A 23,352-nucleotide genomic window follows, 5' to 3' on the forward strand; every position below is an offset into this window, starting at 1 on the left:
CGAACCACCACCGGAACATCGGCCGCTTGGGATGTTCCTGCGGGCTTGGACCAACCAGCACGGCTCCCCTGCATCGGCTGCGCGGGAAAGGCCCGCCGCGGCGCGATTCGTTGGCGCGCGGGCAGAGGCCTCCATCCGCCAAGATCAGCGGCGTGGCGTCAGCCACGAGCTGTGCGGCCGGGCTCAGGTCGTTGCGGCTTCCGGTGCGGTTTCGAAGGCGCGGGCGATCTCGGCCTCGGGGCAGCCATTGGCCAGCATCGCCGCCAGCAGGATGCGCGCCTGGCCGGGGCGCAGCAGCCGGGCATGGATGGCGCCCGCACGACGCATGTCATGGCCGCCGCCGCCGCCGCCATAGATCGGCGACAGCAGCCCCTCGGGCACCCGGCTGGAGACCACCACCACCACGCCCTGCGCTCGTGCCCGCGCAATGGCGGCGACCAGTTCGGGCGTGGCATTGCCCGATCCCAGCGCCGAGATCACGATGCCCCGCGCCCCGGCGGCCAGGCTGGCCTCGAGATGCAGCCCGTCGCTGCCGGGATGGGTGGCGACGATGTCGACGCGCAGGCCGTCGACCGGGGCGGGCAGGGGCCGGGTGACGCTGGGGCCTTCCTCGGCCACGCGGCGAAAGGCGTCCGGCGCGTCCGAGGCGAATTTGTAAAGCCCCCAGACCGGCAGCAGCCGGCCGCCGAAGGCCAGGACCACGCCCCCCTGGCCGGGCGGCTGCAGGGCCGCGCGGACGGCATCGGCCAGGTTGCGCGCCCCGTCCGAACGCGGGTGGTCCGAGGCGAATTGCGCCCCCGTGAACACCACCGGCTTGCGCGGCGCATGCTGCAATTGCACCAGAAGCGCGGTTTCCTCCATCGCGTCGGTGCCGTGCAGGGCGATGACGCCGGCGATGCCGGGATCGGCCAGCTGGGCCGCCACCGCGTCGCTGATGCGCTGCATGTCGGCCAGCGTCAGGCTGGCGGAATCCTTGGCCAGCACCTCTTGCGGGCGCAGGTCGACCCCCATCGGCGGCAGCATCGCCAAAAGATCCGCCGCCCCCAGGCTGGGGCTGGCGGCGCCGTTCGTGTCCCGGCTGCTGGCGATGGTGCCGCCGGTGGCAAGCACCGCCAGCAGCGGAATCCGTCCGGTCCCGGTCACGACACGAACTGCATGGTTGCGCAATCCCTCCCTTGCAGAGCTGCGGCCGGCTTGGGCGACCCCGGCCTGCCGCGATCTGTCTGACAGCTTGCGATAAACACAGCCGCCGCCGGGGTCAAGCCCGGCCGGTCCGCCGCACCCTGCGTAATCTTGCGCAGCCGGGGGCGAAAGCGGGCGGATCATTGCCGCAGCGGGCCTGCCACCGCAAGATCAGGAATTGGCCGGGCGCTGGCTGATGATCCAGGTCATCGCCTGTTCGACCTCGTCGAGATGGTCGCGCATGGCGGTGCGCGCCTCGGTCTCGGATCCCGCGGCGATCGCCTCGGCGATGCGGCGGTGTTCCAGGTTCGAGGTGATGCGCCGATCCGCCATCAGGTTCACCAGTTCGGACTGCCGCATCAGTGCGTCGCGGGAATCGGTGACGATGCGGGCGAACAGCCGGTTGCGGGCGGCCTCGGCGATCAGGCAGTGGAAATCGGAATCCAGCCGCACCCATTTCAGCGCGTCCTCCTGTCGTTCCATGCTGTCGCAAAGCTGCAAGAGCCGGGCCATGTCCTCGTCGCTGCGGCGCAGGGCGGCCCAGCCGGCGGCGGGGATCTCGATGAAGGGGCGGGCCTCGATCAGCTCGCGCGCCGAATAATTGCCATAGGCAAGCTCCGGCGCCTGCCGGTCCGAGATGACGAAGCTGCCGCTGCCGCTGCGGCTGCGGGTCAGGCCCAGCGTCTGCAGCGAGCGCATGGCCTCGCGGATGATCGGGCGGCTGACGCCGTAATGCTCGGCCAGCTTGGCCTCGGAGGGCAGCCGGATGCCGACCGGCAAGCGGCCGGCCAGTATCGCGCCTCGCAGATCCTCGAACACCGTCTCGGCGGCGTTTTTCCGACTGACCGGGCTCTTATGGGACAACCAATCAGCCACCTTGTTCATGGCGCCAATGTTGCATGTCAGGCGCACCTGTCAAGACGTGCTGTCGGGGAACCGTCTACCAGTACAGAATGGCGGCACCGAGCAGCCCGGCCAGGCCGGCGATCTGCGCCATGAAAATCAGGTGATAGATCCTCATCCGCGTCGCTCCGCGTCCAGAATCCAGGGAAATCGTTTCTCATCCTGCCGGGGGCCGCGGATTTTTGGAAGCCGGATTCCGGGCGCGGTGAACATTTATCAACCCTGCCCGCCCGGCCCGTGGGGGTTGCACCCGCTGCTGCGGTATGGCAGTCAGGGCCGGCGGCGGCGAACGACCCTTGGCGCGATTCTGCGCCCGCATTTCCCATATCCGAACAGCTACAGGTTTTCCGATGCGTGATCCCCTGTTCCGCATGGCCCTGCTTCTTGGCCTGCTTTCCGCCGTCGGTCCCTTTGCGATCGACATGTATCTGCCCGCCCTGCCGCAGGTGGCCAGCGACCTTGGCACCACCGAGGCCGGGGCGGCGCTGACCCTGACCTCGTATTTCATCGTCTTCGGCTTTGCGCAGATGATCTATGGGCCCATGGCCGATGCGGTCGGGCGCAAGAAGCCGCTGGTGATCGGCGTGGCGATCTTTCTGGTCGCCACCGTCGCGGCCAGCCTGGCGCCGACCATCGGCTGGCTGATCGCCGCCCGCGCCTTGCAGGGGCTGGGCGCGGCCACGCTGATGGCGGTGCCGCGCGCGGTGATCCGCGACATGGCGACCGGCCCCGCGGCGGCCAGGATGATGGCGGCGATCATGATCGTGATCTCGGTCTCGCCCATGTTGGCGCCGCTGACCGGATCGGCGGTGATGGCCTGGGGCGGCTGGCGCGAGATCTTCGCCGTGCTGGCCGCGGCCGCCTTGCTGAGCCTGGGGCTGATCCTGTTCGTGCTGCCCGAGACCCTGCCGGCCGAGCGGCGCCGGCCGGTGCGGCTGGCGGCCATGACGGCCGGGGCGCGGCGGCTGCTGTCCGACCGCCGCTTTCTGGGGCTGACCATGATCGGCGGCTTCGGCATGGCCAGCTTCTTCGTGTTCCTGGCCTCGGCGAGCTTCGTCTATACCCGGCAATACGGGCTCAGCCCGACCGGGTTCTCGCTGGCCTTCGCGGTGAATGCGGTGGGCTTCTTCACCGCCTCGCAATTCGCCGGCCGGCTGGCCGAGCGCTTCGGGATGGAGCGGGTGATCTCGCTGGCCATCACCGGCTTTGCCGGGCTGTCGCTGGCGCTGTCCCTGGTGGTGCTGGCGGGGTTCGACGCGCTGGCGGTGGTCATCGCCGGGCTGTTTGTGGCCAATGCCTGCCTGGGGCTGGTCATGCCGACGGCCATGGTCATGTCGCTGGACCCGCATCCCGACATCGCCGGGCTCGCCTCGTCGCTGGGCGGCACGCTGCAGATGCTGACGGGCGGGCTGATGATCGCCGTGACCGGGCCGTTCCTGGACAATACCGCGGCGACCATGGTGCCGGCGATCACGCTTTGCGCGGCCCTTGCCTGGGCGGCGGCCGCGGCCTCGCTGCCGCGGCTGCGGCTGCTGGCCTGACCTTCCCGGTCCCGCCCCAGCCTGCGCCGCGCCCTTGCGGGCGGGCAGGGCGCGCTCGGGCCGAAACCCGCATCATGGATCGCGCCGGCGGGCTGGCACGCTGGGCCGGCCCGCCGTGTCGCGCGCCAGCACCCGCTGCCTTTCGGTCGGGATCGGCGGAACCCATCCGCCGGCATATCCGGGCGCGGTCGGAGGCCGCCGCTTGCGCTCGGATCCTCGCCGTCAGGGAATGTTCAGCGCCGTGTCCAGCAGGGTGTTGGGCTGGACCAGCGCCTTCAGCGCGGCCGGGTCGGTAATGGTGACGCGCATGCCGTCGATATGCACGCCATGGTCGCGCAGCGCCTTGAAGGCGCGCGACAGGCTTTCCGGCGTCATGCCCAGGTAAGAGGCCAGCAGCCGCTTTTCCTGCGGCAGCACGAAGCCCGCCACGCCGCCCGCGTCCTGCGACCGCTGCCACAGATAGGCGCCCAGCCTTTCGCGGGCATTGCGCAGCTTGAGGTTCTTGGCATGGCGCACCAGGTTGCGATAGCCCTCGGACAGTTCCTGCACCGTGGCCAGGGCAAAGCCGTGGTCGCGCGAAAAGGCCGCGCGCACGTCCACCGCCGGGATCAGCACGATGCGCGAGCGTTGCAGGGTGCGCGCCGACATCAGATAGGGCGCGTCGCGCATGCAGGCGGCCAGGATGAAGGTGGCGACCGGCTGGACCACGGCCATGGTGGTGTCGCGGTCCTGCCAGTTGGCGTAAAGCTCGACCGCGCCCTCCAGCACGACATGCAGGAAATTCGCCACCTCGCCCTGCCGGATCAGCTCCAGCTGGGCGGGGAACACCTGGTCGTAGGCCGCATGGATCAGCGCGTCGAAACACGGGCTGGTCATGTTGCGAAACAGCGGCAGGTTGCGGATGTCGTTGCGGTCCTCTTCGCGCATAAAGCTGTCCTGTCGGATGGGTCTGGAATCGCATATGACATAGCAAAAATCTTGATATTTGTCAATCAATGATGGCATATTTGTCATGAAATGACAGGGAGAATGATGGGTGCCGGATTGAGTATCCTCCAATCCTGACGGCGCAGAATCGAAATCCGGTCGGTTTTCGGGGTGCGGCTGGGACAGGTTGATCCAGATCAAACATTGCCGCCGGGGTCCGTGTTGGGTGAGCGCCACAAACAGCGCGCGAACGTCCCAATCGGAGCATCCGCCATGCCGGACCCAAGTTCCTATTCCCCGATGCAGCAGCAAAAGGCGCTGTGGCTCAGCACCACCGCCTTCACGCTGTGCTTCGCCGTCTGGACGATCTTTTCCATCATCGGCATCACCATCAAGCAGGAACTCGGCCTGACCGAGTTCGAATATGGGGTGCTGATCGCCACGCCCATCCTGACCGGGTCGCTGATCCGGCTGATCCTGGGCGTCTGGACCGAACGCTATGGCGGGCGCCTGGTGTTCTCGTTGCAGATGCTGTTCACCGGCCTTGCCACCTGGGCGCTGACCTGGGCCGACAGCTATGCCACCTTCCTGCTGGCCGCGCTTGGCGTGGGCATGGCGGGCGGTTCCTTCATCATCGGCGTCGCCTATGTCTCGAAATGGTTCCCGGCCCAGCGCCAGGGGACCGCGCTTGGCATCTTCGGCATGGGCAATGTCGGCGCCGCGGTGACCAAGTTCATCGCGCCCTTCATCCTGGTGGCCTGGGGCTGGCAGGCGGTCGCGCAGATCTGGGCGGTGGGCATCGCGCTGATGGGCGTGGTCTTCCTGCTGGTCGCTCGCGACGATCCCGATTTCGAGGCGCGCCGCGCCCAGGGCATCGCCGCGCCGACCCTGGCCGAGCAGTTCGCGCCGCTCAGGAATCTGCAGGTCTGGCGGTTTGCGCTTTACTACTTCTTCGTCTTCGGCGGCTTCGTCGCCCTGGCGCTGTGGCTGCCGCATTACCTGACGCAGGTCTATGGCGTCGACCTGCGGGTGGCCGGCATGGCGGCGGCGGCCTTCAGCCTGTCGGCCAGCATCTTCCGCGCCTATGGCGGCATCCTGTCGGACCGTTTCGGCGCGCGCACGGTGATGTATTGGACCTTCGGCTTCAGCGCGCTGTTCCTGTTCATGCTGTCCTATCCGCCGACCGACTATACCATCCGCGGCAAGGACGGGCTGATCTCGTTCTCGACCGAGATGGGGCTCTGGCCCTTCGTGGTGACGCTGTTTGCGCTGGGCTTCTTCATGAGCCTGGGCAAGGCCGCGATCTTCAAGCACATCCCGGTCTATTACCCGAACCACGTCGGCGCGGTCGGCGGGCTTGTCGGCATGATCGGCGGGCTGGGGGGCTTCGTTCTGCCCATCGTCTTCGGCGCGGCGCTGGACCTGACCGGGATCTGGACCTCGTGCTTTGCCCTGCTTTTGCTGATCGTCGTCGTCTCGATGGCCTGGATGCACCTGTCGATCCGCGCCATGGAGCGCCGCGCCCAGGGCCGCGCCCTGGACCGGCTGCCGAACTTTCCCGAACTGGCCGAGGTGCATGACCCCGAGCGCACGGTGATGCCGCGCGTGCTGGACGACTGGCGCCCCGAGAACCCGACCTTCTGGGCCGAGCAGGGCCGCAGGATCGCCCGGCGCAACCTGTGGATCTCGATCCCGGCGCTGACGCTGGCCTTCGCGGTCTGGATGGTGTGGTCGGTGGTCGTGGCCAAGCTGCCGCTGATCGGCTTCGACTTTACGCAGGACCAGCTGTTCTGGCTGGCGGCGCTGCCGGCGCTGTCGGGGGCCACGCTGCGCATCTTCTACAGCTTCATGGTGCCGATCTTTGGCGGGCGGCTGTGGACCACGCTGTCCACCGCCTCGCTGCTGATCCCGGCCATGGGCATCGGCTATGCGGTGCAGGATCCCTCGACGCCCTATGTGATCTTCGTGGCGCTGGCGCTGCTTTGCGGGCTGGGGGGCGCGAACTTCGCCTCGTCCATGGCCAATATCAGCTTCTTCTTCCCGAAATCGGAAAAGGGCAACGCCCTGGGGCTGAACGCGGGCCTGGGCAACCTGGGCGTGTCGCTGATGCAGTTCCTGGTGCCCATCGTCATCACCATGGGCGTCTTCGGCGCCATGGGCGGTGCGGCGCAGGAGCTTTCGGACGGCAGCCGGCTGTGGATGCAGAACGCGGGCTTCATCTGGGTGCCCTTCATCATCGTCTCGACCATCGCGGCATGGCTGGGCATGAACGACATCACCGATGCCCGCGCCAGCTTCCGCGAGCAGGCGGTGATCTTTACCCGGCTGCACAACTGGGTGATGTGCCTGCTCTATATCGGCACCTTCGGCAGCTTCATCGGCTATTCGGCGGGCTTCCCGCTGCTGATCAAGCTGGCCTTCCCCGATGTGAACGCGCTGCAATTCGTCTTCCTGGGGCCGCTGGTCGGCGCGCTCAGCCGGGCGGGGACGGGCTGGCTTTCCGACCGGGTCGGCGGCGGGCGCGTGACCTTCTGGGTCTTTGCCGGCATGATCGTGTCGGTGGGGCTGGTGATCGTCTCGCTCCAGGCGCTGTCCTTCTGGGGCTTCTTCGCGGGCTTCATGGCGCTGTTCTTCTTTACCGGGGTCGGCAATTCCTCGACCTTCCAGATGATCCCCGTCATCATGCGCAAGGAAGTCGCCCGGCTTGAGCCGCAGCTTTCCCCCGAGGACCGCCGCCGGCAGTCCGACCGCGAATCCGCCGCGATCATCGCCTTCACCAGCGCGATCGGCGCCTATGGCGGCTTCTTCATCCCCAAGGCCTACGGCAGCTCGATCGCGCTGACCGGATCGGCGTTGGGCGCGCTCTGGGCCTTCCTGGGCTTCTACGTGCTGTGCCTTGCCGTGACCTGGGTGTTCTACACCCGGCCGGGCGGGCTTTTGCACGACATCGAACGCGGCCGCGCCCCTGCCGGCGCCGCCACCCCTGCCTGACATAGGAGACAGCCATGAGCCATCTGCTGGACCGCCTGAACTTCCTGAAATCCACGCGCAAGGACGTGTTTTCGGAAGGGCATGGCCAGACCACGACCGAGAACCGCGACTGGGAGGACACCTATCGCGGGCGCTGGCGGCACGACAAGATCGTGCGCTCGACCCATGGGGTGAACTGCACCGGCTCCTGTTCCTGGAAGATCTATGTCAAATCCGGCATCGTCACCTGGGAAACGCAGCAGACCGACTATCCCCGCACCAGGCCGGACCTGCCCAACCACGAGCCGCGCGGCTGCGCGCGCGGCGCCTCCTACAGCTGGTATCTCTATTCTGCGAACCGGGTGAAGACGCCGCTGATCCGCGGCCGGCTGATGAAGCTCTGGCGCGAAAAGCGCCGGACCATGACCCCCATCGAGGCCTGGAGCGCGATCCAGGCCGACCCGCAGGCGCGCGAAAGCTATACCCGCATCCGCGGCAAGGGCGGCTTCGTGCGCGCGACCTGGGACGAGGCGACCGAGATCGTGGCCGCCGCCAATGCCTATACGGCGAAAACCTATGGCCCCGACCGGGTCTTCGGCTTCTCGCCGATCCCGGCCATGTCGATGATCTCCTATGCGGCGGGCACGCGCTACCTGTCGCTCTTGGGCGGCACCTGCATGTCCTTCTATGACTGGTATTGCGACCTGCCGCCGGCCAGCCCGCAGACCTGGGGCGAACAGACCGACGTGCCGGAATCGGCGGATTGGTATAACGCGGGCTACCTGCTGCTCTGGGGTTCGAACGTGCCGCAGACCCGCACGCCCGACGCGCATTTCTATACCGAGGCGCGCTATCGCGGCACCAAGTCGGCGGTGATCTGCCCCGACTATTCCGAGGCGGCGAAGTTCGGCGACATCTGGCTGAACGCCAAGCAGGGCACCGACGCGGCGCTGGGCATGGCCTTCGGCCATGTCATCCTGCGCGAGTTCCACCTGGACCGGCAGGCCGAATATTTCGAGGATTACTGCCGGCGCTATTCCGACATGCCCATGCTGGTGCGGCTGGAGGAACGGGACGGCCGCCTGATCCCCGGCCGCCAGCTGCGCGCCAGCGATTTCGACGGCGCGCTGGACCAGGCGAACAACCCGGAATGGAAGACGGTCGCCATCGACGACGTGACCGGCCGCATCGTGGTCCCGAACGGCTCGGTCGGCTTCCGCTGGGGCGAGCAGGGGCGCTGGAACCTTGAGCAGAAGGCCGGCGAGGACGAGGTCCGGCTGAAGATGAGCCTGATCCTGGACGAGGATCGCGACGACGTGGTCGGCGTCGACTTCCCCTATTTCGGCGGCGCCGCGACCAATGGCTTCGCCGTCGACGACCGCGGCGCGGTGCTGACCCGCAACGTGCCGGTCAAGCGGCTGACCCTGGCCGACGGCCAGCAGGCGCTGGTCGCCACCGTCTTCGACCTGTTCTGCGCCAATTACAGCCTGGACCGGGGCCTGGGCGGCGAGAACGTCGCGCGCGACTATGACGCCGACGTGCCCTTTACCCCCGCCTGGGCCGAGCGCATCACCGGCGTGCGCCGCGACAAGATCATCCAGGTCGCGCGCGAATTCGCCGCCAATGCCGAAAAGACCAATGGGCGGTCGATGATCATCATCGGCGCGGCGATGAACCATTGGTTCCACATGGACATGAACTATCGCGCCGTCATCAACATGCTGGTGATGTGCGGCTGCGTCGGCCAGTCGGGCGGCGGCTGGGCGCATTACGTCGGCCAGGAAAAGCTGCGCCCGCAAACCGGCTGGACGGCGCTGGCATTCGCGCTGGACTGGGCGCGCCCGCCGCGGCACATGAACGCGACCTCGGCCTGGTATGCCCATACCGACCAATGGCGCTACGAGACGGTCAGCGCGCAAGAGATCCTGTCGCCGACCGCGCCGGCGGGCGACTGGAACCGGCTCAGCCTGATCGACTACAACATCCGCGCCGAGCGGATGGGCTGGCTGCCCTCGGCCCCGCAGCTGAGGACCAACCCGCTGGAGGTCGGCCGTGCCGCCAAGGCCGAAGGCATCCCCGCCAGGGATTACGTCGCGCGCGAGCTGAAGTCGGGCGATCTGCAGATGTCCTGCGAAGACCCCGACGCGCCCGAGAACTGGCCGAGGAACCTGTTCGTCTGGCGCTCGAACCTGCTCGGTTCCTCGGGCAAGGGGCATGAATATTTCCTCAAGCACCTCTTGGGCACCGATCACGGCGTGCAGGGCAAGGATCTGGGCCAGGAGGGCCGGCAGAAGCCGGTCGAGGCCGCCTGGCACGAGCAGGCGCCGGAGGGCAAGCTGGACCTGCTGGTGACGATCGACTTCCGCATGTCCACCACCGCCGTCTATGCCGACATCGTCCTGCCGACCGCCAGCTGGTATGAAAAGGACGACATGAACACCTCGGACATGCATCCGTTCATCCACCCGCTGCAAGCGGCGGTGGACCCGGCCTACGAGTCGAAATCCGACTGGGAGATCTTCAAGTCCATCGCCCGCAAGTTCTCGGAGATCGCGCCCGAGGTGCTGGGAGTCGAGACCGACGTGGTGCAGCTGCCCCTGCAGCACGACAGCGCCGGCGAGATCGCCCAGCCCTTCGTGCAGGACTGGAAGCTGGGCGAATGCGAGCTGATCCCCGGCAAGACCGCGCCCGCCTACATCGAGATCGAGCGCGACTATCCGAACCTCTACAAGCGCTTCACCGCGCTGGGCCCCTTGATGGAAAAGCTGGGCAACGGCGGCAAGGGCATCAGCTGGGACACCAAGGACGAGGTGCATCACCTGCAGGCGCTGAACGGCCGCGTGACCGAAGAGGGCGCGACCAAGGGCATGGCGCGGATCGAGACGGCTATCGACGCCGCCGAGGTGGTGCTGATGCTGGCGCCCGAGACCAATGGCGAGGTGGCGGTCAAGGCATGGGCCGCGCTCGGCCGCGCCACGGGCCGCGACCACGCCCATCTGGCCGAGGTCAAGGAGGACGAGAAGATCCGCTTCCGCGACATCGCCGCCCAGCCGCGCAAGATCATCTCGTCCCCCACCTGGTCCGGCATCGAAAGCGAGGAGGTCTGCTATAATGCCGGCTGGACCAACGTGCATGAGCTGATCCCGTGGCGCACCGTCTCGGGCCGCCAGCAGCTTTACCAGGACCACGAATGGATGCGCGCCTTTGGCGAAAGCTTCGTGACCTGGCGCCCGCCGGTGGACCTGAAGACCGTCGGCGCGGACGCGAGGAAGTCGCTGGCCGCGGGCGAAAAGCACGTGGTGCTGAACTTCATCACCCCGCACCAGAAATGGGGCATCCATTCGACCTATACCGACAACTTGCTGATGCTGACGCTGAACCGCGGCGGCCCGGTGGTGTGGATATCCGAGATCGACGCCAGGAAAGCCGGGCTGGTCGACAACGACTGGGTCGAGGTCTTCAACAGCAATGGCGTCATCACCGCCCGCGCGGTGGTCAGCCAGCGCATGAAGGAAGGCAGCATGTTCATGTATCACGCCCAGGAAAAGATCGTGAACACGCCCGGCAGCCAGATCACCAACCTGCGCGGCGGCATCCACAATTCGGTGACGCGCATCGTGCCCAAGCCCACCCACATGATCGGCGGCTATGCGCAACTGGCCTATGGCTTCAACTACTACGGCACCGTGGGGGCCAACCGCGACGAATTCGTCATCGTCCGCAAGATGAACAAGGTCGACTGGCTCGACCAGCCCGCAACCCAAAAGATGGAGGCAGCGGAATGAAAGTGCGTGCGCAAATCGGCATGGTGCTGAACCTGGACAAGTGTATCGGCTGCCATACCTGCTCGGTGACGTGCAAGAACGTCTGGACCTCGCGCGAAGGCGTCGAATACGCTTGGTTCAACAACGTCGAGACCAAGCCCGGCATCGGCTATCCCAAGGACTGGGAAAACCAGAAGCGCTGGAACGGCGGCTGGGTGCGGACCCGCTCGGGCCATCTGCGGCCCAAGCAGGGCGGCAAGTGGCGCATCCTGGCCAATATCTTTGCCAACCCCGACCTGCCCGAGATCGACGATTTCTACGAGCCCTTCGATTTCGACTACGACCACCTGAAATCGGCGCCCGAGATGCAGGCCTTCCCGACCGCAAGGCCGCGATCCAAGATCTCGGGCGAGCGGATGGAAAAGATCGAATGGGGCCCGAACTGGGAGGAAATCCTGGGCGGCGAGTTCGAGAAACGCAGCAAGGACTACAACTTCGAGGGCATCCAGAAGGACATCTACGGCGAATATGAAAACACCTTCATGATGTATCTGCCGAGGCTTTGCGAGCATTGCCTCAACCCGGCCTGCGTCGCCTCCTGCCCCTCGGGCGCGATCTACAAGCGCGAAGAGGACGGGGTGGTGCTGATCGACCAGGACAAGTGCCGGGGCTGGCGGATGTGTGTTTCCGGCTGCCCCTACAAGAAGATCTATTACAACTGGTCCACCGGGAAGTCGGAAAAATGCATCCTGTGCTATCCCCGGCTTGAATCGGGCCAGCCCACGGTCTGTTCGGAAACCTGCGTCGGCCGCATCCGCTACCTGGGGGTGATGCTCTATGACGCGGACAGGATCGCCGAGGCCGCGGCGGCGGAATCGGAAATGGACCTCTACGACGCGCAGCTGGGCGTCTTCCTGGACCCGAACGACCCCGAGGTGATCGCCGCCGCCCGCGCCGAGGGCGTGCCCGAGGACTGGATCCGCGGCGCGCAGCGCTCGCCGATCTGGAAGATGGCGATGGAATGGAAGATCGCCTTCCCGCTGCACCCGGAATATCGCACCCTGCCGATGGTCTGGTATGTCCCGCCGCTGTCGCCGATCCAGAACGCGGCCGAGGCGGGCAAGATCGCAGCGCAGGACGACATGCCCGACGTGCGCAGCCTGCGCATCCCGCTGCGCTACCTGGCCAACATGCTGACCGCGGGGGACGAGGCCCCGGTCGCCGCCGCGCTGGAGCGGATGCTGGCCATGCGCAGCTACATGCGTTCCAAGACGCTGGACGGGGTGGTGAACCTGGGCGTGGCCAAGCGCGTCGGCCTGACCCCGCACCAGATCGACGAGATGTATCAGCTGCTCGCCATCGCCAATTACGAGGACCGCTTCGTCATCCCGACCACGCATCGCGAGATCGTCGAGGACGCCTATGACCTGCGCGGCGGCTGCGGCTTTACCGACGGGCACGGCTGTTCGTCGGGCGACACCCCCTCGCTCTTCGGCGGCAAGAAGTTCCGCAGCCCGCAGGAGTTCATCGCATGAAAAGCTTCAAGGCCCTTTCCGCGCTGCTTTCCTATCCCAGCGAGGAGTTGATCGCCGCGCTGCCCGAAATCGACGCGGTGCTGCATGCCGAGGGGCTGCTTGGCCCCAAGCGCATGGAGGAAATCGCCCGGCTGCTGCAAGAGCTGCGCCAGGGCGACCTCTACGACCTGCAGGAACGCTATGTGCTGCTGTTCGACCGCTCGCGCAGCCTGTCGCTGAACCTGTTCGAGCATGTGCATGGCGAAAGCCGCGACCGCGGCGGCGCCATGGTCGATCTCTTGGAAACCTATCGCGCCGGCGGCTTCGACCTGGTCGGGCCGGAACTGCCCGACCACCTGCCGGTGCTGCTGGAATACCTGTCCACCCGGCCCTTGCCCGAGGCCGAGGCGCTGCTGGCCGATGCCGCCCATATCCTGGTCGCGCTGGCCGACCGGCTGACGCGGCGCGAAAGCGCCTATGCCGGCGTGCTGAGCGCGCTGGTGACGCTGGTCGTGACCGAGCCGCCCGAACTGCCCGAGGAGCTGGCCGCCGTTCCCGACGACGACCCCGAGGATCTGGCCGCGCTGGATGCCGTCTGGGAAGAGGCGCAGGTCACTTTCGGTCCCGACCCCAATGCCGGCTGCCCGGTCAGCCGCGACATCCTTGCCCGCATGGACGCCCCGCGCGTCGCGAACCCGGCGCAATGAGGAGGAGCAGATGAACAATTTCCTTTTCGGGATCTATCCCTATATCGCCATCACGGTGATGATCCTCGGCTCGATCATCCGCTATGACCAGGATCCGTTCAGCTGGAAATCCAAGTCCAGCCAGATCCTGCGGCGGCGGCAATTCGTCATCGGTTCGGTCCTGTTCCATGTCGGCGTGCTGGTGATCTTCTTCGGCCATCTGGTCGGGCTCCTGACCCCGATCGCGGTGTTCGACGCCTTCGGCATCAGCCATGGCGCCAAGCAGGTGCTGGCGATGACCGCCGGCGGCATCGCCGGGGTCATGGCGCTGGTGGGCGGCGGGATGCTGCTGCATCGCCGGCTGACCGACCCGCGGGTGCGCGCCCATACGACGCTGGCCGATACCGGCATCCTGGCCCTGCTGGTCGCCCAGCTGGTGCTGGGGCTTGCGACCATCCTGGTCTCGATGCAGCACCTGGACGGGCACGAGATGACGCGGCTGATGTCCTGGGCGCAGGGCATCGTCTATTTCCGCTCGGGCGCGGCGGATCACCTGGTGGGCGTGCATTGGCTCTTCAAGCTGCATATCCTGCTGGGGCTGACCATCTTCCTGCTGTTCCCGTTCACCCGGCTGGTCCACATGATCTCGGCCCCCGTGCGCTACCTGTGGCGGCCGGGCTACCAGATCGTGCGGACCAAGCGTTACCCGGCCAAGCGCCACCCGGCGGAGTAAGCGGCGATGGAGGTGAAACCGCTCTTGCCGCCCGTCGTCGTGAACGGCGTGACCCTGGACCCCGGCCGCATCGCGGCCGAGGCGCAGAACCACCCCGCGCCCAAGGGCAAGCCCGGCCATGCCTGGCGCGCCGCCGCGCGGGCGCTGGCGGTGCGCGAGCTTCTGCTGCAGGAAGCCCGCGCCCAGGGCATCGCGGCCGAACCGGCCGAGCTTGCCCCCGGCCAGTGGGAGACCGAGGACGAGGCCGCGATCCGCGCCCTGCTGGACCAGAAGATCCGGCCCGCGCCCGCCGACGAGGCGGCGCTGGCCGCGCATTACGCCGCCCATCCCGAACAGTTCCGCGCCCCCTCGCTTTTCGAGGCGGCGCATATCCTGTTCGCCGCCGCCCCCGACGATGCCGAGGCCCGTGCCCAGGCGCGGGCCAGGGCCGAGGCGGTGCTGGCCCAGTTGCGCGCCCAGCCGCGCCGCTTTGCCGAACTGGCGGCCGAGTTGAGCGCCTGTTCTTCCAAGAATGCCGGCGGGGTTCTGGGGCAGCTGACCTCGGGCGATACCGTCCCCGAGTTCGAGGCCGTGCTGGCCACGATGGAGGAAGGCGCGCTGGCCCTGGCCGAAACCCGCTATGGCCTGCATGTCGTCCGCCTGGATGCGCGCGCGCAGGGCGCGGTGCTGCCGTTCCAGGCCGTGCTGCCGCAATTGCGCCAGGCGCATGACAAGGCGGCCTGGCTGCGCGCCAGCCGCGACTACCTGGACGGGCTGGTCGCCGGGGCCGAGATCTCGGGCGTTTCCTTCGACCAGGAAAGGCGGGCGTGATGCAACTGGCCTATGTCAGCCTGCCCGGCCGCGGCGCGAACGACCGCTTCCTTGCCGCCCTTGCCGGGGCGGCGCAGGCGGCGGGGCTGCGGCTGGCCGGGACGGTGCAGACCAACCCCGAGCGCGAGGGCCGCGTCAAATGCGCCATGGACCTGCGCGTGCTGCCCGACGGCCCGGTGCTGCGCATCAGCGAGGATCGCGGCGACGGCGCCCGCGGCTGCCGGCTGGACGCCGGCGTGCTGGAGGCGGCGGTGCTGGGCGTCGCCGCCGCGCTGCCCGGCGCCGACCTGCTGCTGGTCAACAAGTTCGGCAAGCAGGAATCCGAGGGCCGCGGCTTCGCGTCCCTGATCGCCGAGGCACTGTCGCGCGGCATCCCGGTGCTGGCCGGGGTGAACGGGCTGAACCTGCCGGCGTTCCAGGCCTTTTCAGACGGGTTCGCCACGCCGCTTCCCGCCGATCAGGCGGCGGTCATGGGCTGGTGCCAGCGGGTCTGCCGGCTGCAGCCCGCCTGACCTGCAAGGCCGCCAAGGCCCGCACAATGGAAAAGGCCCGGTCGTCGCGACCGGGCCTTTCTTTTCGTGATGCGCTTCAGGCTGTCCGCCTTGCGCCCGAGACCGGCTTTTTCGCCACGCGCGGCCGCGCCAGCACCGGCAGGTAGAGCAGGGCGAAGCCGCCGAAGGCCAGAACCCACAGCGTCCCCGACAGGTGCAGCAGCCAGACCTGCGCCGGCAGCACCCCGGCCAGCAGCCGCAGCACCACCGAGGCGGTGAGCGCCAGGTAAAGCGCCGTGGTGCCGCGCCCGGCATGCAGCGCCCGCCCGCTATGGCCCAGGCTCGCCCGGCTCATCACCGCCAGCGTCATCAGCCCGATGGCGCCGGCCAGCCAGACATGCCGCGCCGGTGCCGCCGCCATCAGGCCCAGGCCTGCCGCCGCCTCGGCCCAGAAGCCGAGCGCCAGGAAGCCATAGGCCAGGTGCAGCACCCAAAGCAGCGGCTCGGCCCCGGTCCGCGCCCCCTGCCAGCGCGCCAGCCGCCACAGATGCGCCGCGCCGCAGGCCAGCATCAGCCAGGGCATGGCCCGGCCGTCGGGCAGGGCGACGAAGCCCGCCAGCGTCACCCCGGTCAGCCCCAGCACCAGCCCGTCGCCGCGGTCGAAGGGCGCCGGCAGTTGCTGCACCCCCCGCGCCGCCAGCCAGTTGCGGGTAAAGCTGGGGATGATGCGCCCGCCGATCAGCGCGATCAGCATCAGGCCCGCGGCCAGGCCCAGCCGCATCCCCATGCCCTCGAAGGCCGCGTCGCCGCGGGCGGCCTCGACATGGAACAGCGCGTTGCCGGCGGCGAACAGCCCCAGCAGCGCCAGAACCGGCAGGTTGCGCCAGTTCCGGCCGTGCAGGATCTCGCGCGCCAGGAAGGCCAGCAGCATGAGCCCGCAGGCCAGATCGGCCAGCAGGACCACGCGCCAGTCGAGCAGCGCCGAGACCCCGACCGCGGCCCGGCCCAGAAGCCACAGCCCGACCAGCCCGGCCAGGGGCGCCCCCATCACCGGCAGCCGCCCGGTCCAGTTCGGCACCGCGGTCAGCAGGAAGCCGGCGATGACCCCGCCGAGATAGCCGTAAAGGAATTCATGGGCGTGCCAGCTGAACGGGTCGAAGGCCAGGGGCAGGATCTCGGCCCCCGCCAGCATGGCCACCCAGATCGCCATGGTCAGCGCCGCCCAGAGCGCCGAGATCAGGAAGAAGGCGCGGAAGCCGTGGCTCAGCAGCACCGGCCCGCGATAGTTGCGCATGCGTTCCGAGGTGGACATCGCGCGTCTCCGTCAAGATGGGGTCATGGGCAGGGGGCGGCGCCGGGGCGCGCCTCCAGGAACCCTTGGGCAAAGATGGCGCCGGGCTGGATGCGGCGCAAGCCGGCCAGGGCGTCCTGCGGCGAAAGCCCGCTTTCCAGCAGTTGGGCGTAAAGCCGGGTCACGGCCGCGAAATCGCCCGGCTGCGGCGAAAGCCGCAGCGCGGCGACGCCGGCATCGCGCAGGGCATCGGCCTGTCCCGCGACGCTCATATGCGTATAGCTCAGCGTCTGCACGCCGTTCACGGTCAGGAAGGGCTGGCCCTCCAGCGTCTCGACCGTGCGGCCGTCGGGATCCTCGGCGCAGACGAACTGGCAGCTGTCCTTGGCGCGGTCGTGCAGCCGCGCGTGATAGCAGCGCCCCGAGATCGCCAGCGGCGCCCGGCCATGGCCCCAGACTTCGACCGCGACGCCGGCGTCCTGCCCGGCGCGGGCCAGCTGCGCCACCGATTCCAGCGGCAGCTCGGGCGGCAGGCAGATGCGCTGCGCGCCTTTCGCGGCCAGCCATTCCAGCGTGCCCTCGTTATAGACGTTGACCGTCGGGGCGACCCAGAAGGGCGCGCCCTCCGGCAGGTGCTGGAGCGCGGTCAGGTCGGCGATCTCGACCGGCAGGCCCGAGGCGAACAGCTCGGCCGTCTGCCGCCGCTCGCGCTTGAGCGTGATCAGCGTCAGCGTGGAAAGCGCCACCTCCTTGCCCGCGGCCTGCAGCACCTCGACCGCGGCGGGGATCTCGTGCTGCCAGAAGGGCAGGCGCTTCGAGCAGACCCATTCGCCGATCACCACCCGCTGAACGGGGGTATCGGCCAGCGTCCGGTAAAAGGCGCGGACCTGCTCCGCGCTCCAGAAAAAGGCGATGGGGCCGACGGTCAGGTCCATGGTCATCTCCAGGTCTTGGCATAGGCGCCGGTGGTCGCGGCCTGGCCCTCGGTCAGCCGCGCAAGCAGTCCCTCGGGCATGGGCGCGCCCTGGTCGGCGGCCTCGACGGCGGCGCGGAAGGCGCGCACCACCTGCGCCACATAGGCGCGCGAGCGTTGCCGCCCCTCGATCTTCAATGCGCTGACCCCGGCCTTTTGCAGTGCCGGGATCAGCCGGGTCGCGTCCAGGCTGACCGGGTCTTCGAAGATATGGCCGGTCTGGCCGCCGCCCTTGCCGTCGGGCGAACTGAAGCAGCCCTTGCACAGCGTCGGATAGGGCACCGGCATGCCCTTGGGCGTGCGGTGGATCAGGAAATCGCCCAGCCGCGCCTCGTGATTGCCGGCGACATCGGCATAGGCGACGTGGCTTGCGGGCGAGCAGACGCCGTTCATGTTCGGCGACAACCCGGTGGCATAGGAGGACAGCGAACAGCGCCCCTCGGCCATGACGCAGAGCCCGCCAAAGACGAAGACTTCGGTTTCCACCTCGATCTCGCGGTTGATGGCGGTAATCTCCTCGACCGACAGCACGCGGGGCAGCACGACCCGGCGGATGCCGAAGGTTTCGGCATAGAAGTTGATCGCGTCGGGATTGGCGGCGGCGGCCTGCACCGACAGGTGCAGCCGCAGGCCGGGATGGGCCTCGGCGGCATGCGCGATCAGGCCCAGGTCGGCCAGGATCACCGCATCCGCGCCCAGCCGGGCGGCGTCGCCAACGGCGCGGTGCCACAGCGCCTGGTCGCCGGCGCGCGGGAAGGTGTTGATCGCCACCAGCACATGCGCGCCGCGGGCATGGGCATAGGCGATGCCCTCGGCCAGTTCCTCGCGGCTGAAGTTCAGGCCGGGGAAGTTGCGGGCATTGGTTTCGTCGGCAAAGCCGCAATAGACCGTATGCGCCCCCGCATCGACCGCGGCGCGCAGGGCCGCCGGGGTTCCGGCCGGGCAGACCAGCTCCATCATGGCATCACCTCTTGTCGGGACAGGACCAGCCCGCTTCTGCGCGCGACCAGCGCCGAGCCGCGGCGCAGCCAGCGCCCCAGCGGCCGGCCGGTCAGCGCCGCCAGTTCCTCGGTCAGGTCCAGCTCGGCATCGTCCAGCGCATTGCGCAGCGCCAGCACCGCCGAGGTATCGCCGCCGATCTGCAACTCGCCGGAAAAGAACAGCGCATCGCCGTCCTCGGCGCCATGCAGCATGGCGAGGAAGGCCGCCAGCCCGCCCCGGATCGCGGCGTCATGCTCGGGCTCGGGGGCATGGCGCGGATGGGCGGTCAGCCGCCGCGCCTGGGGCTGCATCAGCAGCAGGAACGGCCCGTCGCTGACATCGAGCAGGAAGCGCGCCTGGCCATAGGGACCAAGGCGCGCCAGGATCGCCGGGTTCTTCGCGGCGATCCGGCGGAGGAACGCCGTCAGCGCCAGGCCAAGGGCCGGGCGGGAAAGCGGCGGGGGCGGAAGCCGCATCAGCAGCGGCGGCAGGGTGGGGCGCTGGGTCATGTTTCGGGTCTAGGCCGCCCAATCGGCGCTGTGATTGATATTCGTCAAATCAGCCGCGGAAATTCCCGCCTAGCCTTTCCGCCATGATCCGCCCGCCTTGCCGCGGGCCTGCCGGAGCCCTTGATGCGCAGCCTTCCTTCATTTCCCGACCTGCGGGCCTTTCTGTCCTGGCTGGAGGCGCGGGGCGAGTTCGCGCGCATCGCCGAGCCGGTGTCGCTGCGCCACGAGATGACGGCGGTCGAGCTGGCCTGCCTGCGCCGCGGCGGGCCGGCGCTGCGCTTCGACCGGCCCGAGGGCGCGCGCATCCCCGTCATCGCCAATCTTTTCGGCACCAGGGCGCGGGTCGCGGCCGGGCTGGGCCTGCAGCCGGACGAGGTCGCGGGCTTTGGCGAATTCCTGGCCGCGCTGCGCAGCCCGGCCCCGGTCGAGGGCATGCGCGACGCCATGTCGCGCTGGCCGATGCTGCGCGCGGCGCTGGCGACGCGGCCGAAGCTCTTGCGCCACGGCCCGGCGCAAGAGGCCGAACTGCCCGGCCTCGATTCGCTGCCGGTGCAGACGCCCTGGCCCGAGGACGGCGGGCCGCTGATCACCTGGCCGGTGGTGCTGACCCGGCCGCAGGACAGCCGGGCCGAGGATCTGACCCGCTACAACCTGGGCGTCTATCGCGCGCAGGTGCTGGGCCCCGACCGGCTGATCCTGCGCTGGCTGGCGCATCGCGGCGGTGCGGCGCATCACCGCAGCTGGGCGCAGGCGGACGAGCCGATGCCGGTCGCCATCGCGCTTGGCGCCGATCCGGCGCTGCTGCTGGCCGCCGCGCTGCCGCTGCCCGAGACAGTGTCGGAACTGGGCTTTTCCGGCGTGCTGCGCGGCGCGCGGACCGAACTGGTTGCGGCGCAGACCGTTCCGCTGATGGTCCCGGCCCGCGCCGAAATCGTCATCGAGGGCTGGGTGCATCCCGGCGAGACCGCACCCGAGGGCCCCTTCGGCGACCACACCGGCTATTACAACGCCGTCGAGCCCTTTCCGGTCATGCGCGTCAGCCGCATCACCTGCCGGGGCGATCCGCTTTACCTGTCGACCGTCACCGGCCGGCCGCCCGACGAGCCCTCGGTCATCGGCGAGGTGTTCAACGATCTCGCCCTGCCGGTGATCCGCGCCCAGATCCCCGAGATCACCGACCTGTGGCTGCCGCCCGCCGCCTGTTCCTATCGCATGGCGGTGGTGGCGATCGACAAGCGCTATCCCGGCCAGGCGCGGCGGGTGATGATGGCGCTGTGGGGGATGCTGCCGCAATTCAGCTATACCAAGCTGGTGGTGGTCGTGGACCGCGACATCGACGTGCGCAGCTGGGACGACATCGCCTGGGCGATCTCGACCCGGATGGACCCCGGCCGCGACGTGATGCTGCTGGACCGCACGCCGATGGACTACCTGGACTTCGCCTCGCCCGTCGAGGGGCTGGCGGGCAAGCTGGGGCTGGACGCCACCACCAAGATCGGCGCCGAGACCAGCCGCGAATGGGGCCGTGTCATGCGGCTTGACCCGACGCACGAGGCGCGGGCCGAGGCGCTGCTGGCCGCGGTGCTGCCATGAGGGTGGTGCTGGGCGTCTCGGGAGCCTCGGGCGCGATGCTGGCGCTGGATTGCGCCCGCGCGCTGGCCCGCGCCGGGGCGGAAATCGACCTGGTCGTCTCGGACATGGCGCGGCGCACGCTGGCCGAAGAGGTCGGGCCGGACGCGCTGACCGCCTTGCAGGCGCTGGCCGCGCGCGTGCATGCGCAGCGCGACCTGGGCGCGGCCATCGCCTCGGGGTCGTGCCCGGTCGCGGGCATGATCGTCGCGCCCTGTTCCATGCGCAGCCTCGCGGCCATCGCGCATGGCTTCGACGACGGGTTGCTGACCCGCGCCGCCGGGGTGCAGCTGAAGGAACGCCGGCCGCTGGTGCTGCTGGCGCGCGAGGCGCCGCTGACCCTGGCGCATCTGGAAAACATGCAGGCCGCGACCCGGATGGGCGCGGTGATCCTGCCGCCGGTGCCGGCCTTCTACCTGCGCCCGCAAAGCCTGGCCGAAGTCACCGCCCAGATCGCCGCCCGCGCGGTCGATCTGCTGCGCCTCGGCCCGCCCCTGGCCCAAGCCTGGGCCCCCTCTCGACCCGCCCCCCATGGAGGAGACCATCATGACTGACATCACCCTTGCCCCAGATACCCCCGTCGGCGACATCGCCGCCCGGCTGCCCGGCGCCGCCGAGGTGTTCCGCCGCGCCGGCATCAGCTTTTGCTGCGGTGCCAGTGCCGGCCTGGCCGAAGCCGCCGAAAAGGCCGGCATCGCCCTGCCGGCGCTGACCGCCGAATTGCAGGCGCTGATCGACAATGCCGGCCGCGACGCCCCGACCGAGACCTCGGCGCTGATCGACCATATCCTGAGCCGCTATCACGACACCCACCGCGAGGAGCTGGGCTGGCTGATCGGCCTGGCCGACCGGGTCGAGATGGTGCATGGCGACCATGACGAGGCGCCCCTGGGCCTGACCGAGGCGCTGATCGCGCTGCGCGACGACCTGGAATCGCACATGGCCAAGGAGGAAACCGTGCTGTTCCCCGCCATCCTGCAAGGCGGCGGCGCCATGCTGGCCGGGCCGATTCGCATCATGCGGGCCGAGCATGAGGATACTGCCGAGCTGCTGCGCCGGATCGAGCATGTGACCCATGGCCTGACCCTGCCGGCCGGCGCCTGCGGTTCGTGGACGGCGCTTTACACCGGCTTGCGCAAGCTGTGCGACGACGTGGTCGCCCATATCCATCTGGAAGAGGAAGTCCTGTTCCCGCGCGTCCTTGCGTCGTGACCGGGCGCGGGGCTTTCGGCTGGCCGGATGCCCCGCCTGCGTGTTCAGCGCGCCCCGGCGTTGCGGGCCGGGACGTCGAAGCGCGCGCGTTTCAGGATCGTGCCCTCGGCGTCGACGGTCAGGCGCAGCGCCTGGTTCCGGAAGAAAAAGGTCAGGCGATGGCGCCCGGCATCCTCGCCCTCGCCGGTCTCGCAGCGGGTGGTGATGCGATTGGCGCGCATCAGTTCGGGCACCTGGCCCGGCTCGACGCCGAAGGCCGCGGCCAGTTCCTGCGCCTCGACGATAAAACCCTGTTCGGTCAAGTCGATCCTGGTCATGCCATTGCCCTCCGGGGTGCCGTCCTGTCCGGCATATGGGGATGCGCCGGGCGTTTGGCCATGGCGGAGGGCGGATAAGACACGACTTTCATCAAGAAAGACGCGGGCGAGTGTCTCGCGCCGCGCCTGTTTCCCCCTTGGGCGGTGGTCGCCGGCCCCGGTCAGTTGACCTGGGCCAGTTCGGCATCCATGCGCTCGCGCGCCTTCTTGGGCATCTTGGCGGTCTTGGCGGCGTCGAGGTTATCGGGTGCCTCGCCCACCTGCACCAGCCCGACCATGCCCATGCCGAAATGCGGCGTGCATTTCACGCCATAGAGCCCCGGTTCGGTCACGGTCAGCGTATAGGATTCGTTGATCTTGCTTTTGAAGGTTTCCACGCCTTCGGGCAGGATTTCCTTGATCGCTTCGACGTTGTGGCTCTTGTCGGTGGGGACGAAGTTGATGACGTCGCCGGGCTCGGCGCGGACAAAGGCCGGCTCGAACACCATGGCGCCCGATTCGCCCTTGTTGAGCATATGCACCTCGTGGGTCGCAGCGAACGCGGGGGCGGCAAGGGCCAGCAGCGCGGCGGCAGCAGCGGCGAGGGAATTGTGGAACATCGTGTTCTCCTTGGTGGTCCGGGCGGCAAACCCGCCCGTCGTGCCTTGTTCTAGGGCGGTTGCGCGACGCATGGCTTGAGATAAGTCAAAGGCAGAGGGAAAAGCTCGGACTTCCGGCATGACAGAATGTCGCAGGGCGGCGTCCCTGTCCGCGGCCGGCCCCCTGTGACCTCGCGTCATTGTATTTGGCTTGACCTAGATCAACGCTTGCGGCCGGGCAAAGGCATAGACCAGCGACATGTGCCGCCGCGCGAACCATAACCGGGCCCAGCGCCTTTTCGCCTTTGCCGCGATTCTCCTTCTTCTCGTTGCGGGATGGG

At 68.6% G+C, this 23,352-nt stretch carries 20 protein-coding genes; 11 read left to right on the top strand and 9 right to left on the bottom strand.

All coding sequences use genetic code 11. The annotated features are described in order from the left end of the window. Positions 1-183: 183 nt before the first annotated feature. Positions 184-1,143 (bottom strand): asparaginase, encoded by a 960-nt coding sequence (locus KF941_RS22170; RefSeq protein WP_346429019.1) that lies wholly within the window; start codon positions 1,141-1,143, stop codon positions 184-186. A 210-nt stretch (positions 1,144-1,353) separates the two neighbouring features. Continuing rightward, positions 1,354-2,046 (bottom strand): FadR/GntR family transcriptional regulator, encoded by a 693-nt coding sequence (locus tag KF941_RS22175; RefSeq protein ID WP_240540514.1) that lies wholly within the window; start codon positions 2,044-2,046, stop codon positions 1,354-1,356. Between the two features lie 389 nt (positions 2,047-2,435). On the opposite strand from KF941_RS22175, the gene KF941_RS22180 reads away from it, so the two are divergent. Continuing rightward, positions 2,436-3,626, top strand: a complete 1,191-nt coding sequence (locus tag KF941_RS22180; RefSeq protein ID WP_214274531.1) for a multidrug effflux MFS transporter — start codon at positions 2,436-2,438, stop codon at positions 3,624-3,626. A 222-nt stretch (positions 3,627-3,848) separates the two neighbouring features. On the opposite strand, the gene KF941_RS22185 is transcribed toward KF941_RS22180, so the two are convergent. Then, entirely contained in the window at positions 3,849-4,553 is a 705-nt protein-coding gene (locus KF941_RS22185) for a helix-turn-helix domain-containing protein (RefSeq protein ID WP_036756548.1), read from the bottom strand. Positions 4,554-4,826: 273 nt separating this feature from the next. Here KF941_RS22185 and KF941_RS22190 point away from each other — a divergent pair, with 273 nt between their 5' ends. Genes KF941_RS22190 through KF941_RS22220 form a run of 7 tightly spaced genes read left to right on the top strand, consistent with a single transcriptional unit; the run spans position 4,827 to position 15,542 of the window. Beyond that, positions 4,827-7,544, top strand: a complete 2,718-nt coding sequence (locus tag KF941_RS22190; protein WP_116220721.1) for an MFS transporter — start codon at positions 4,827-4,829, stop codon at positions 7,542-7,544. A 14-nt stretch (positions 7,545-7,558) separates the two neighbouring features. Beyond that, positions 7,559-11,308: a nitrate reductase subunit alpha gene (locus KF941_RS22195; protein WP_214274532.1), complete on the top strand. Its 3,750-nt coding sequence runs from the start codon at positions 7,559-7,561 to the stop codon at positions 11,306-11,308. Beyond that, positions 11,305-12,822, top strand: coding sequence for a nitrate reductase subunit beta (gene narH, locus KF941_RS22200; protein ID WP_036756557.1), 1,518 nt, complete (start codon positions 11,305-11,307; stop codon positions 12,820-12,822). Before KF941_RS22195 ends, narH begins: the two co-directional genes overlap by 4 nt. After that, positions 12,819-13,508 carry a nitrate reductase molybdenum cofactor assembly chaperone gene (gene narJ, locus KF941_RS22205; protein ID WP_036756559.1) on the top strand — a complete coding sequence of 230 codons (690 nt, stop codon included), beginning with the start codon at positions 12,819-12,821 and terminating at the stop codon, positions 13,506-13,508. The genes narH and narJ overlap by 4 nt, the downstream gene beginning before the upstream one ends. A gap of 10 nt (positions 13,509-13,518) precedes the next feature. Further along, complete coding sequence (gene narI / locus KF941_RS22210; protein ID WP_036756561.1) at positions 13,519-14,220, top strand: respiratory nitrate reductase subunit gamma; 702 nt, start codon at positions 13,519-13,521, stop codon at positions 14,218-14,220. A 6-nt stretch (positions 14,221-14,226) separates the two neighbouring features. Further along, on the top strand, positions 14,227-15,030 hold the full coding sequence (locus tag KF941_RS22215; protein ID WP_214274533.1) for a peptidylprolyl isomerase: 804 nt from the start codon (positions 14,227-14,229) through the stop codon (positions 15,028-15,030). Then, a complete protein-coding gene (locus KF941_RS22220) occupies positions 15,030-15,542 on the top strand; it encodes a DUF2478 domain-containing protein (protein WP_214274534.1) in 513 nt (170 codons plus the stop codon). Before KF941_RS22215 ends, KF941_RS22220 begins: the two co-directional genes overlap by 1 nt. Positions 15,543-15,618: 76 nt before the next feature. On the opposite strand, the gene KF941_RS22225 is transcribed toward KF941_RS22220, so the two are convergent. From KF941_RS22225 to KF941_RS22240, 4 genes are read right to left on the bottom strand one after another with little or no spacing between them, the layout of a single operon-like run. After that, positions 15,619-16,833, bottom strand: coding sequence for an NnrS family protein (locus tag KF941_RS22225; RefSeq protein ID WP_214274535.1), 1,215 nt, complete (start codon positions 16,831-16,833; stop codon positions 15,619-15,621). Positions 16,834-16,856: 23 nt separating this feature from the next. Continuing rightward, complete coding sequence (locus KF941_RS22230) at positions 16,857-17,747, bottom strand: U32 family peptidase (RefSeq protein ID WP_214274536.1); 891 nt, start codon at positions 17,745-17,747, stop codon at positions 16,857-16,859. A gap of 2 nt (positions 17,748-17,749) precedes the next feature. Next, on the bottom strand, positions 17,750-18,742 hold the full coding sequence (locus tag KF941_RS22235; protein ID WP_036756575.1) for a peptidase U32 family protein: 993 nt from the start codon (positions 18,740-18,742) through the stop codon (positions 17,750-17,752). Further along, positions 18,742-19,275, bottom strand: coding sequence for an SCP2 sterol-binding domain-containing protein (locus KF941_RS22240; RefSeq protein WP_214274537.1), 534 nt, complete (start codon positions 19,273-19,275; stop codon positions 18,742-18,744). The genes KF941_RS22235 and KF941_RS22240 overlap by 1 nt, the downstream gene beginning before the upstream one ends. A 123-nt stretch (positions 19,276-19,398) precedes the next feature. On the opposite strand from KF941_RS22240, the gene KF941_RS22245 reads away from it, so the two are divergent. The 3 genes from KF941_RS22245 to ric are packed head-to-tail and all read left to right on the top strand — an operon-like array spanning position 19,399 to position 22,116. Continuing rightward, positions 19,399-20,868 (top strand): UbiD family decarboxylase, encoded by a 1,470-nt coding sequence (locus KF941_RS22245; protein WP_214274538.1) that lies wholly within the window; start codon positions 19,399-19,401, stop codon positions 20,866-20,868. After that, a complete protein-coding gene (locus KF941_RS22250) occupies positions 20,865-21,458 on the top strand; it encodes a UbiX family flavin prenyltransferase (RefSeq protein WP_214274539.1) in 594 nt (197 codons plus the stop codon). The genes KF941_RS22245 and KF941_RS22250 overlap by 4 nt, the downstream gene beginning before the upstream one ends. Then, the gene (gene ric, locus KF941_RS22255) at positions 21,451-22,116 is read left to right on the top strand and encodes an iron-sulfur cluster repair di-iron protein (protein ID WP_214274540.1); all 666 of its coding nucleotides are present in this window, start codon (positions 21,451-21,453) and stop codon (positions 22,114-22,116) included. Before KF941_RS22250 ends, ric begins: the two co-directional genes overlap by 8 nt. A 44-nt stretch (positions 22,117-22,160) precedes the next feature. Here ric and KF941_RS22260 read toward each other — a convergent pair whose 3' ends face one another. Then, on the bottom strand, positions 22,161-22,433 hold the full coding sequence (locus KF941_RS22260; protein ID WP_036756589.1) for a DUF6522 family protein: 273 nt from the start codon (positions 22,431-22,433) through the stop codon (positions 22,161-22,163). A 161-nt stretch (positions 22,434-22,594) separates the two neighbouring features. Next, entirely contained in the window at positions 22,595-23,032 is a 438-nt protein-coding gene (locus tag KF941_RS22265; RefSeq protein ID WP_036756592.1) for a pseudoazurin, read from the bottom strand. Positions 23,033-23,352: the final 320 nt, after the last annotated feature.

The organism is Paracoccus sp. pheM1 (assembly GCF_018499825.1).
GTDB classification, from domain to species: Bacteria; Pseudomonadota; Alphaproteobacteria; order Rhodobacterales; family Rhodobacteraceae; genus Paracoccus; species Paracoccus versutus.